General features: G+C 65.3%; 14 protein-coding genes. 8 read left to right on the forward strand and 6 right to left on the reverse strand.

Translation table 11 applies throughout. The annotated features are described in order from the left end of the window. Nucleotides 1–281, forward strand: a 281-nt coding sequence (locus ACNPNP_RS12690) for a substrate-binding domain-containing protein (RefSeq protein WP_448966399.1), incomplete at its 5' end; no start/stop codon positions are given. A 10-nt stretch (nt 282–291) separates the two neighbouring features. On the opposite strand, the gene ACNPNP_RS12695 is transcribed toward ACNPNP_RS12690, so the two are convergent. Next, complete coding sequence (locus ACNPNP_RS12695; RefSeq protein WP_448966400.1) at nt 292–1,164, reverse strand: oxidoreductase; 873 nt, start codon at nt 1,162–1,164, stop codon at nt 292–294. A 110-nt stretch (nt 1,165–1,274) separates the two neighbouring features. On the opposite strand from ACNPNP_RS12695, the gene ACNPNP_RS12700 reads away from it, so the two are divergent. Both ACNPNP_RS12700 and ACNPNP_RS12705 read left to right on the forward strand, forming a co-directional pair. After that, nucleotides 1,275–1,700 (forward strand): winged helix-turn-helix transcriptional regulator, encoded by a 426-nt coding sequence (locus ACNPNP_RS12700; protein WP_448966401.1) that lies wholly within the window; start codon nt 1,275–1,277, stop codon nt 1,698–1,700. Nucleotides 1,701–1,831: 131 nt separating this feature from the next. Further along, the gene (locus tag ACNPNP_RS12705; protein WP_448966402.1) at nt 1,832–3,427 is read left to right on the forward strand and encodes an isocitrate lyase; all 1,596 of its coding nucleotides are present in this window, start codon (nt 1,832–1,834) and stop codon (nt 3,425–3,427) included. Nucleotides 3,428–3,505: 78 nt separating this feature from the next. Here the strand turns inward: ACNPNP_RS12705 and ACNPNP_RS12710 are convergent, their stop codons facing one another. Continuing rightward, entirely contained in the window at nt 3,506–3,796 is a 291-nt protein-coding gene (locus ACNPNP_RS12710; protein WP_448966403.1) for a DNA glycosylase AlkZ-like family protein, read from the reverse strand. Between ACNPNP_RS12710 and ACNPNP_RS12715 the strand changes: the two genes are divergently transcribed. Beyond that, nucleotides 3,790–4,281 carry a hypothetical protein gene (locus ACNPNP_RS12715; protein ID WP_448966404.1) on the forward strand — a complete coding sequence of 164 codons (492 nt, stop codon included), beginning with the start codon at nt 3,790–3,792 and terminating at the stop codon, nt 4,279–4,281. The genes ACNPNP_RS12710 and ACNPNP_RS12715 overlap by 7 nt on opposite strands. Before the next feature lie 90 nt (nt 4,282–4,371). Here the strand turns inward: ACNPNP_RS12715 and ACNPNP_RS12720 are convergent, their stop codons facing one another. From ACNPNP_RS12720 to ACNPNP_RS12730, 3 genes are read right to left on the reverse strand one after another with little or no spacing between them, the layout of a single operon-like run. After that, nucleotides 4,372–5,184 carry a MerR family transcriptional regulator gene (locus tag ACNPNP_RS12720; RefSeq protein ID WP_448966405.1) on the reverse strand — a complete coding sequence of 271 codons (813 nt, stop codon included), beginning with the start codon at nt 5,182–5,184 and terminating at the stop codon, nt 4,372–4,374. Further along, a complete protein-coding gene (locus tag ACNPNP_RS12725) occupies nt 5,181–5,711 on the reverse strand; it encodes a VOC family protein (protein ID WP_448966406.1) in 531 nt (176 codons plus the stop codon). The genes ACNPNP_RS12720 and ACNPNP_RS12725 overlap by 4 nt, the downstream gene beginning before the upstream one ends. 34 nt (nt 5,712–5,745) lie before the next feature. Further along, entirely contained in the window at nt 5,746–6,147 is a 402-nt protein-coding gene (locus tag ACNPNP_RS12730; protein WP_448966407.1) for a winged helix-turn-helix transcriptional regulator, read from the reverse strand. Between the two features lie 119 nt (nt 6,148–6,266). On the opposite strand from ACNPNP_RS12730, the gene ACNPNP_RS12735 reads away from it, so the two are divergent. After that, the gene (locus ACNPNP_RS12735; RefSeq protein WP_448966408.1) at nt 6,267–7,118 is read left to right on the forward strand and encodes an enoyl-CoA hydratase/isomerase family protein; all 852 of its coding nucleotides are present in this window, start codon (nt 6,267–6,269) and stop codon (nt 7,116–7,118) included. Nucleotides 7,119–7,141: 23 nt separating this feature from the next. Here ACNPNP_RS12735 and ACNPNP_RS12740 read toward each other — a convergent pair whose 3' ends face one another. Further along, nucleotides 7,142–7,894, reverse strand: a complete 753-nt coding sequence (locus ACNPNP_RS12740) for an SDR family NAD(P)-dependent oxidoreductase (protein ID WP_448966409.1) — start codon at nt 7,892–7,894, stop codon at nt 7,142–7,144. Nucleotides 7,895–8,017: 123 nt separating this feature from the next. Between ACNPNP_RS12740 and ACNPNP_RS12745 the strand changes: the two genes are divergently transcribed. The 3 genes from ACNPNP_RS12745 to ACNPNP_RS12755 all read left to right on the forward strand — a co-directional run bounded on the left by ACNPNP_RS12745 (nt 8,018) and on the right by ACNPNP_RS12755 (nt 11,283). Beyond that, nucleotides 8,018–8,941 (forward strand): AraC family transcriptional regulator, encoded by a 924-nt coding sequence (locus ACNPNP_RS12745; protein ID WP_448966410.1) that lies wholly within the window; start codon nt 8,018–8,020, stop codon nt 8,939–8,941. A gap of 211 nt (nt 8,942–9,152) precedes the next feature. Further along, nucleotides 9,153–9,581: a MarR family winged helix-turn-helix transcriptional regulator gene (locus ACNPNP_RS12750; RefSeq protein WP_448966411.1), complete on the forward strand. Its 429-nt coding sequence runs from the start codon at nt 9,153–9,155 to the stop codon at nt 9,579–9,581. A gap of 94 nt (nt 9,582–9,675) precedes the next feature. Then, complete coding sequence (locus tag ACNPNP_RS12755; protein WP_448966412.1) at nt 9,676–11,283, forward strand: SPFH domain-containing protein; 1,608 nt, start codon at nt 9,676–9,678, stop codon at nt 11,281–11,283. The last annotated feature ends 22 nt before the right edge of the window (nt 11,284–11,305 follow it).

Raw genomic sequence — 11,305 nt, forward strand, 5'->3', positions numbered from 1 at the left:
TGGCTGCGGATGACGAGATCGCCGGCGGCGTCCTGGCAACCGCGCGCGAGCTGGGCGTGCGGGTGCCGGAAGACCTCAGCGTCATCGGGTTCGACGACACTCCGCAGGCACCGTGGACGACACCGCCGCTGACCACGGTGCGTCAGCACCTGGAGGACATGGGTCGGATGGCCGTGCAGACCGTCGAATCCCTGGCCGCGGGGCAGCCGCCCGTCTCACGTCATGTCGAGTTGGCGACGACCCTCACGATCCGCGAGACGGTGGCGCCTCCGGCGGGATGAGCGCCTTCCGCTACCCGCCGATCCGATTCAGCTCCTGCAGATCGCCGTCAGACAGCTCGAGGCGCGAACCGGCGATGTTCTCACGCAGGTGCGCGGCCGACGACGTGCCGGCGATGAGCAGGATGTTCGGTGATCGGCGCAGCAGCCAGGACAGTGCGACAGACATCGGCGTCGACCCCAGGCGCGCGGCGACCGCTGAAAGTGCATCCGATTGCAATGGAGTGAACCCTCCCAGCGGGAAGAACGGGATGTAGGCGACTCCCTCGGCGGCGAGCCGATCGATCAACACATCATCGTGGCGCACGGCGAGGTTGTACATGTTCTGCACCGACACGATCGGTGCGATCGCCTGCGCTTCCTCAACCTGCTCCGTAGTGGCGTTGCTGACACCGAGATGACGGATCATGCCCTGCCGCTGCAGATCGACGAGAGTCTCGAAGGCGTCGCCTATCCGTTCTTGAACGGGGCCTTCGGCATCACCGAGGCGCAGGTGCACGAGGTCGAGCACCTCGACGCCGAGCGTCTCGAGGTTGTCATCGACCTGCTGGCGGAGTTCGTCGGGTCTCCGTGCGCTCGGCCAGCCGCCGTTCTCGTCGCGGCGCCCGCCCGCCTTGGTCGCGATGAGCAGGTTGTCGCCGTACGGATGCAGCGCCTCACGGATCAGTTCGTTCACCACCCGGGGCCCGTAGGTCTCCGCCGTGTCGATGTGGGTGATGCCGTGAGAGACCGCTTCGCGGAGCACGGCGATGGCACCCTCGTGGTCGCGCGGCGGTCCGAACGCCCACGGTCCGGCCAGCTGCATGGCTCCGTAGCCGAAGCGGGGGACCACCCTGTCGCCGAGGGTCCAACTGCCGCCGGGAAGTTCGTGGGATGCGGTGCTCATGGGTGCCTTTCGATGGCCGTACGGAAAAGATGTCACCCACTACCCTGAACGACCCACTACCGTATAGGAAGTAGTTACCTGAAAGTACGTTGGTACCCGTGCGGAGGATCATGGCGACGACGACCGCAGCTCAGAAGAAGGCCGAAGCGAAGGCGCAGTACAACGCGTTCCTCGCGGCCTGCCCGAGCCAGCAGGTACTCGGACGGGTGTCAGGAAAATGGGTGACCCTGGTCATGTCGGCGCTCGGAAGCGGGCCCGACTGCGATGACGATCCCCGGCCCATGCGGTATTCAGAACTCGCCCGCGTGCTCGCAGGAGTCAGCCCCAAGATGCTGTCCCAGACGCTCCGATCGCTCGAGCGCGACGGCCTGGTCGCGCGGAGTGCGCGCGCGACGGTCCCCGTGACGGTGTCGTACGAGCTGACCGAGCTCGGCCTCTCTCTTCACCACACGATGCGACAGCTCAAGCTCTGGGCTGAAGCGCACCGTGATGACGTAGCCGCGAATCAGGCGGACTTCGACGACCGTCAGGCTTGACGCAGTCGTCGACCCGCGTAGTCCTTGTAGAAAGCAGAATTTTCGCCAGTCTTCACACGCCCAATGGCCGGAAGAGACACATTTCTTGGCGCAGAGTGGTTGCTGACAGCCACCACCGCAAAGGAATCGAAATGACTGCGTACCAAGACGACATCGACGCCATCCGCACTCTCACCGACGAGAACGGCTCCAGTTGGAACGCCATCAACCCCGAGTCCGTCGCCCGCATGCGGGCGCAGAACAGGTTCAGGACCGGACTCGAGATCGCTCAGTACACGGCCGACATCATGCGCCGCGACATGAGTGAGTACGACGCCGACTCTTCGCTCTACACCCAGTCGCTCGGCGTCTGGCACGGCTTCATCGGTCAGCAGAAGCTCATCTCGATCAAGAAGCACTTGAAGACGACCAACAAGCGCTACCTCTACCTGTCCGGGTGGATGGTCGCCGCCCTCCGCTCCGAGTTCGGGCCGCTTCCCGATCAGTCCATGCACGAGAAGACCTCGGTGCCGGCGCTCATCGAGGAGCTGTACACGTTCCTCCGCCAGGCCGACGCCCGCGAGCTCGACCTGCTGTTCACGAAGCTCGATGATGCCCGCGCGGCAGGCGACGAGACGACGGAGGAGTTCATCCAGTCGCAGATCGACAACTACGAGACCCATGTCGTGCCGATCATCGCCGACATCGACGCCGGCTTCGGCAATCCGGAGGCCACCTACCTTCTCGCCAAGAAGATGATCGAGGCGGGCGCCTGCGCCATCCAGATCGAGAACCAGGTCTCCGACGAGAAGCAGTGCGGCCACCAGGACGGCAAGGTCACGGTGCCGCACGAGGACTTCATCGCGAAACTCACCGCGGTGCGTTACGCATTCCTCGAGCTCGGGATCGACAACGGCGTCATCGTGGCGCGCACGGACTCGCTCGGTGCGGGTCTCACGCAGAAGCTCGCCGTCTCGCAGGTGCCGGGCGACCTCGGCGACCAGTACAACTCGTTCCTCGACGTCGAAGAGATCTCCGCGGCCGAGCTGGGCGACGGTGATGTCGTCATCAAGCGCGACGGCAAGCTGCTGCGCCCGAAGCGCCTCGCGAGCAACCTGTACCAGTTCCGCGCGGGAACAGGAGAGGAGCGCTGCGTGCTCGACAGCATCACGTCGCTGCAGAACGGTGCCGACCTGCTGTGGATCGAGACCGAGAAGCCGCACGTCGCCCAGATCGCGGGAATGATGAACGAGGTGCGCAAGGTCATCCCGAACGCGAAGCTCGTCTACAACAACAGCCCGTCCTTCAACTGGACGCTCAACTTCCGCCAGCAGGCGTACGACCGGTTCGCCGCCGAGGGCAAGGACGTCTCGGCATACGATCGCGCCGCGCTCATGAGCGTCGAGTACGACGGCACCGAACTCGGGCGACTGGCCGATGAGATGATCCGCGACTTCCAGCGCGATGGTTCCGCGCAAGCCGGGATCTTCCACCACCTCATCACGCTTCCGACGTACCACACGGCTGCGCTGTCGACGGATGACCTGGCCAAGGGCTACTTCGGCGACGAGGGCATGCTCGCCTACGTGCAGGGAGTCCAGCGCCGCGAGATCCGTGAGGGCATCGCCACCGTCAAGCACCAGAACATGGCCGGCAGCGACATCGGAGACAACCACAAGGAGTACTTCGCCGGCGACGCCGCTCTGAAGGCCGGCGGCAAAGACAACACCATGAACCAGTTCAGCTGATCGTTCGGTCACGAACCCTCATGAACTGAGAGACGAGCCGCGCGCAGGAGCATTGCCGATCGAGATCGGCACGATCTCCTACGCGGGGCTCGTCTGCTTCCGCGCGGGTGGGGAGTCGCCTACTCGATCAGGTCGGTCGCCGCCCGTGAAGCCGTCGATGAGAACGACCGACGGCACCGGCCCGTGCGGGAGGTGGGAGTGACGGTAGAAGTCCTCGGTGATGACGCGACTGCGGTCGGCGTGCGAGAGCAACAGGTTGTCGAAGTCGTAAAGGAAGGGCGGCGGTGCAGGCGCGTCGCGATCTGGTCGCGGCGCGTCAGGCAGATCGATCAGGTCTTCGCCCGCCTCACTATGATGCGAACATGACACGCACGGATCCGATCTTGCGGGGGAACCAGGCCTCCGACGAGCTCGGCCCCGGCATGCTCGTCCTGCTCTGGGCGCTCATCGGCACACAACTCTTCGCTCCGGCGATCTTCGTGTTCCATCTTGCGACCGGTAACACGCGAGAGGCGGAGGACTGGGTACCTGGTTCGATCATCTGTGCTCTGATCGCGCTGCTGCTCTTGGCAGGGCTGCGCTCGTCGGCTCGTGATACGCGACAGTTGCGCGCGAAGGGCGTCCCCGGGACGGCAACCGTGCGCTCCGTGGAGCCGCTCGAGGACGGATACGCGATGATCCTGCGGATCTTCATCGACCGACTCGAGCCATTCGACGCACGCGCCCGCTCCGGGTGGAACCGCCTGAAAGTCGGCGACACGGTCCAGGTGCTGGTCGACCCCACGGACCGGTTGTTCAGCATCGTCGATTTCGGAGCCACGCCGGACGGTCCGAGTCGTTTCAGTCGGGCGTGACCGCCCTCGTTGGGCTCCAGCTGGCGAGCGCCGAAAGAGCGTGATGCGAGGGTGATCCGGGCTCACGCAAACCTATTCACCGCGGTCGGGCTACTCCCAGGTCGCGGCATCCGGATCGATGTCGTGATGACGCGCTGATTCGTCGACGGCCTGTCGGAACCACATCGCTAGACCATCTCTTATCCCGTTGTAGTACGCCGCGAATCCCGGGTCGGCCTCGAACATCCGCCCGAGGCACACCTGCATCTGCCTGGTCAGCGGGAAGAAGTTCGAGAACAGCTCCCGGTGTCGCTCCACGAGTTCGTCCGCCTCCGCGCTTCCCGGCTCAGCGCCTCGGCTCACGGCATCGGCGAGGTCGCGTTGAAGCGCGGACATAGCCTCGGAGAGAGCCCGCCACTGGGCTGGCGACCTGGACGCCGAACGCTCCGCGAACTGCGCCCACTGCTTCGACCCCTCCCATACGAAGCGGGCCGCGCGAGATTGCTGCGGGTCCCACTCCTCTCCGAAGACCTCGCGCTGCTCGTCGTCGCTCATCAGGATGCCGCGCTCGTGGGCATCGGTCATTCGCTCGAGCCGTTCGTCGAGCTGCTGCAGGTCGTGGATCCGTTCGGCCAGTTGCGCCCGCTGCTCGCGCAGCGTCTCCCCGATCTCCGCCGTCGCATCATCGAGCACATCTCGGATCGCGTCGAGTGAGAGTCCGGCTTCGCGATATGCGACGACCCGGCTGAGGCGCTCGAGGTCATCCCACGTGTAGAGGCGGTAACCGGCGGCTGTGCGGCGAGACGGTGATGCGAGACCGATCTCGTCCCAGTGGTGCAGAGTGCGCACCGTCAGGCCGAGAAGGTCTGCGGCGACACCGACCGTCGCATCCTCATCGATCTCGTTGTCAACCATCGATGTCATTGTGCTCCTCCTTGCGAGTCTTCCGGTGCGAAGATCCCGACCGACGCGAAATCGCGGCCCACGTCGCTGTCGGGAGTGAACGGTGTCGCTGCCGTGAACGTGACGTGGGCACCCTCGGGGGTGACGACCGCGATGTCCCGGGTTCTCCATGCCGTGTCGTACGGACCCGTCACCGAATCAGGCGCGAGCTCTCGACATGCTTCGGTGACGGCATCGAGTTGGTTGAGAACGCAGGAGACGAACACCTGAACCGTCGACGGCACGGAAGGAGTCGCGTCGTCATCCGCGGGAACGAGCAGAACGTCCTGAAACGCCCACCGCCGCAGATGCACGATCTGCCCCGGAACGCTGAACAGGTCGACGAACCCGAGTCCGCGAACCCAGAAGTCGGTCGACGCCTGAAGGTCTCTCGTCGGGATCTTCACGAACATCGGCATCGCGTAGATACCGAGGAACGGATCCGGCGCGACCGCGTCCGGCCCGTCAGGAACGGGGCTCACCTCGAATGCGTTGAAGTAATCAGTCATGCGGGCAAGCCTGGTTCCTCACGTTGCGTGAGGGTCAAGCCGGCCCGCGAAGCTCCGCTGAGCGCGAATCGTACGCGGACTGATTGCGGCGGATCGCGGCGGCGTTGCTGACCGTCCAGTCATACAGGCGCCCGAATGGCTCCCGCAGCGATTCGCCGAGATCAGTGAGTGAGTACTCGACACCGACGGGCGAGGTGGGCAGCACGCGTCGCTGGATCAACCCGTCCCGTTCCAGCTTGCGCAGGGTCTGCGTGAGAACACGTTGAGTGATGCCCTCGAGGCGCCGTTTGATCTCGTTGAAGCGCCGTGGTTCGTCCAGCACTCCCATCACCATCATCGACCACTTGTTCGCGATCTGATCGAGGATCGGCCGGCTTTCGCAGTCGGCACGGAAGACCTCGGCGGTCGTGTCCACAATCGTGCTGAATGGCTGCATGGCGGTATCTTCCCGCATCCCTGGGATGCTCAAAGTGCGTTCTTGACGATCTCGACGAAAGCACGAAGCCTAGGTATGCATTGTAAACCGATGCACACATCTAATACCTAGGAGAAACCGTGATCGACACCCGTTCTGACACCATCCGCATCCGCCGGGATGGTCGGGTGATGTTCGTCACGCTCGACAACCCGCCAGTGAATGCACTCAGTGCGCACGTCATGCGTGAACTCCATGAGCTGTTGACGCCGGTCCGCGACGACGACACCGTCGCGGTGATCGTCTTCGAGAGCGCCGATCCGGAGTACTTCATCGCCCACGTCGACATGAACCTCGCCGAGCAGATGGATGCCCTGGGTGCACTCGCAGCGCAGGCACCGGAGGGCATCAATGTCTTCCAGGCCGTGGGCGAACTACTCCGCAACCAGCCGCAGGTCACGATAGTCAAGCTCGCCGGCATCGCCCGGGGCGGCGGTGCCGAGTTCGTCGCCGCTGCCGACATGACCTTCGCGGCCCGCGAGACTGCGCGGATCGGGCAGATCGAGTCCCTCATGGGGATCGTCCCGTCAGGAGGCGGAACCCAGTACCTCGCCGAGCGCGTCGGGCGTAACCGCGCTTTGGAGCTCGTGCTCACCGGCGACGCGGTCGACGCGGACACCGCCGCACTCTACGGTTGGATCAATCGCGCCGTCCCCGCCGATGATCTCGACGCTTTCGTCGACCGGCTCGCGCACAACATCGGCAACCTCTCCGACGGCGTCGTCGCGGCGGCGAAGAGGATCCTCGCACCCGTCACGCCTCTCGACGGATATCAGCGCGAAGAAGCGGAGTGGTCTGTTCTGATCGGTCAGCCCGCGGCGCGCGCATTGATGGGCGGGAGTCTGGAGCGTGGCGCCCAGACGCCCGACGGCGAACGCGATCTCGAAGGGCTCCTGCGCCGAGTCGGCCGCGAGGCACCCACCACTGCGTAGCAACGCCGGGGCCGGCGATCGAGTCAGACCTGGTTCGTACCGCCATCGACGTAGAGGTTCGAACCGACGACGTAGCTGCTCTGCTCGGAGGCCAGGAACGCCACGACGGCCGCCGCTTCCTCCGGCCGGCCCATTCGCCCCTTGGGTACGGTCGCGGCGACGGTTTCCTTCACCGCTCGAACTGTCTCCTCATCGTTGAACGCCGCGGTTCCCCCTGGCGTCTCGATCCATGCCGGGGAGACCACGTTCACTCGGATTCCCCGACCCTTGAGCTCAGCGGACCACGTGCGCGCGAACGACCGGACGGCCGCTTTCGAGGCCGCATAGGTGCCGAACGCCTCCATGCCGCGATCCGCAGCCGTGGAGCCGATCAGAACGATCGAGCTGCCGTCATGCATCAACGGCAATGCCTTCTGCACAGTGAACAGCGTTCCCCTGACGTTGACCGCGAAGGTGTGGTCGATGTGCTCCTCAGTGGTCTGCTCCAAGGGCACGAACGCTCCGACGGCAGCGTTCGCCACCAGGATGTCCAGCCCCTCGCCGCGTGCTCGGACCGCTTCGTAGAGCCGGTCCAGGTCCTGCTGGTTCGAGATGTCACCGGCGATCGCGGTGGATCGGTCGGCCCCGATGGTCTCTACGGCGGCACGGAGTTCAGCCTCGCGCCGCCCAGTGATGAAGACGTACGCACCTTCATCCGCGAGCCGCACTGCGGTAGCGAGCCCGATCCCGCTGCTTCCTCCGGTGATCACGGCTGTCTTACCTGCGAACTGTTCCACGAGAGTCCCTCCATCACTTTCTTCGCCGAATGCGGCCGTCATCAATACTGCCCAGCCATCGACGTAAGATGGATCAACAAGAGTCCACGATTGTTTACGTATCGTCCAGGAGGAGGATGCATTTTGCTCGGGTTCCGAGACCCTGTGGCCGATGCGATCGGATTGCTTCGGCCCACCACCGTGGTCGGACCCAGCGTCAGAGCCGCAGGCGAGTGGGCGCTGCAGTTCGATCCTTTCCTTCACGTGCGCACCGGTGGCATCGTTCGCGGTGCGTGCTGGTTGATCCTGGAAGGGCACGAGCCCGTGTTCCTGCAGGCCGGCGACACTTTCCTTCTGGGCAATCCGCCCGCGTATGTGCTGGCCAGCACCCCGAATGCGACGCCCCGTCCCGCTGCCCCGGTCTTCGAGGAGGCTGAACACGGTCTCGTCCGGATCGGCCCCGAGTCCGAAGAGGACGTGTATCTCTGTGTCGGGCACATCGCTTTCGATGAGGGGAACGCTGCCCTGCTGACCGATCTTCTGCCCTCTCTCATCGTCGTCCGCGTGAACGATCCTCACGGCGCTCGTTTGGCTCAGCTGATCGAGCTCCTGGCCAGCGAGGTCGGTCTCGCCGCCCCTGGCAGCGCATTGGTGGAGAACCACCTCGCTCAGATCCTGCTCGTGCACATGCTGCGCGCCCACGCCTTCCGAACGGTCCAGCCGACAGGTTGGCTCGGCGCGCTGAACGATGACGCCATCGGCGCCGCTCTGCGCGCCGTGCACGCGGACGTATCCCACTCGTGGAACCTGGAGGAGCTGGCCGAGATCAGCCACATGTCCCGCTCAGCCTTTGCGCAGTCCTTCAAGCGCCACGTCGGAATACCTCCGCTCGAGTACGTGATCCAGTGGCGCATGAGTCTCGCCCGCGACGCCCTCGCCCGTGACACGCTGTCGATCTCTGAGCTCGCCAGAGAAACGGGATACCTGTCCGAGAGCGCATTCAGCACGGCCTTCCGGCGCGTGGTCGGCCTATCCCCCGCGCAATTCCGAAACCAGACGTGGCAATGACTGTTCGCGTGACTGGAGGTCAAGCCGTCGTCAACAACTTTCCGTGACCAAAACGTTGCATTCGTTACCGCCCCGTTATACAGTGATCACACGGTGAATGTTTGCTGTGGCATCCACCGAATGTGATTGCAGGACACTCTTGGTGCAAGGGACAAGGGCCGGCCGGAAGCCTCTCCGACCGGCCCTTCACCGTTCCTACTAATCTGTATCCATGACGGATCGCAAGCTCGCTCTCGAAACCTGGGAAAGCCTGTTTCGCGCGCAGCATGAGCTCTTCGCGGCGATGGCCGCCGACTTCGACGGCGCAGCGATCACGCAGGCGGAGTACGACGTGCTGCTCACCGTGGTCCGCTCCCCGGAGATGACCGCCCGGCTTCGCGACGTCACGACGAACATGCTGATCAGCCAGCCGAGCGTGTCCCGACTCGTCGACCGCATGGTCGCACGCGGGCTCATCGAGAAGTGCCCCGACCCCGACGACGGACGCGGCGCGCTGATCAGGGCGACCGAAGACGGCGCCCGCGCCTTCCGGGCGGTCGCCACCGTCCACGGACGCTCGATCGCACAGCGGATGTCCTCCCTCGACGACGATGAACTGCGCACCCTCATGGCGTTGACGGAGAAGCTCCGCAGCCTCTGACGCGCATTCCTCCCCATCGGCCGCTGGCCGATCTCTGACATAGTCGATGGCAGAAGCAGTCTCCCGCGGACGCGGGGGCAGGGAGGGAAGTTTCATGGAGATCGCCGGAATCGCCGGAATTCTGATTCTCATCGGCATCGGCGTCGTCGTCCTGATCGTGGTCGGACTCGTCGTGCTGCTGTTCGCCCGCAGCTGGATCAAGGTCGCCCGCGCCGACGAGGCGCTCGTCATCTCGGGTCGCAAGCAGAAGGTGCAACGCGCCATCGTGAACGCGGACGGCACGAGCAGCTCGGAGAGCGTCGACTCGCCCGTCACGGTGATCGTGAACGGCAAGTCTCTCGTCAACCCGATCACTCAGCGCCACGAGATCATCTCGCTGCGGTCGCGTCAGGTCTCGCTGAACGCAGAGGCGCAGTCCCTCGACAGTGTCACGCTGAACGTCGACGGCGTCGCGATCGTGAAGATCGGCTCGGATCCCCTTTACGTCCGTCGTGCCGCCGAACGATTCGCCTCGCAGGATGCCGCGATCGAGCAGTTCACCACCGAGCAGCTCGAAGGTGCGCTCCGAGGCATCGTCGCCACGCTCTCCGTCGTCGAGCTGATGCGCGATCGCAAGAAGTTCTCCGACCAGATCGCCGCCGACGTCTCACAGGATCTGGCCGAGCAGGGCCTCATCCTCGACTCCTTCCAGATCAAGGGCATCACCGACAAGGTCGGTTACATCCAGTCGCTCGGCGCCCCCGAGATCCAGGCCAAGCGTCAGTCCGCGGAGATCTCGCAGACGAACGCCGACCGCGCGATCAACCAGAAGAACATCGCCAACCAGGAAGCCAACCTGATCGAGCAGACCGCGCTCGACACGAATACGGCGAACTCGAACGCCGGCATCGGCCGCGCCCGCGCCGAGGCCGAGCAGGCCGAGAACCTCGCCCGCGAGCAGGCGCAGCAGGCCGTGCTGCAGCAGCAGGCGGAGAACCGCCAGGCGCAGCTCGACGCCGACGTCAAGCGCGTCGCCGACGCGCAGCGCTACGAGGCCGAGACCCGCGCCCAGGCCGAGCTCTACACTCGTGAACGCGCTGCAGAGGCCAGCGCGATCGAGCAGGTCAAGCAGGCTGAGGCCCGCACCCGCATCGCCGAGCAGCAGGCGCAGGCCGACCGCGCCCGCGCCGACGGTGAAGCAGCTGCGGCCGTCGCGAAGGCCACAGGTGACGCCGACGCGCTTCGCGCCCAGGCCGACGCGGAGGCCGAGGCACGCCGCCTGCGCGCGAACGCCGAGGCAGACGCCATCCGTGCAGAGGGTGAAGCCCGCGCCGCCGCGCTCGAGGCGGAGGCCAAGGCCATCGCGTCCAACCAGGAGGCGTTCCTCTCCCAGCGCGTGCTCGACGTGCTGCCGACGATCATGGCCGAGTTCTCGAAGGGGTACGCCACGATCGGGAGCGTGTCGATCATCGGCAGCTCCGGCGAGGACGGCGCCTCGGGCGTCGTCGGCGCCGACAGCGCGAAGGCGCTCAAGTCGGTGTTCGACAGCGTGAGCTCGGCCACTGGCCTCGACCTCGCCGCCATCATCCAGGGTCAGGCCGTCGGCCGCGGCATCGGCGAGAGCATCGCGGGCGCTCAGGCACCCGCCGCCACGAAGAAGCCGAAGACGAAGGCGGCCGAATCGGCTGCCGCTCCCCCGCCCCCGCCCGCATCGGCCGAGTAGCCGGAGAAGCCAGGAGCGGGGG

The organism is Microbacterium xerophyticum, assembly GCF_053543555.1.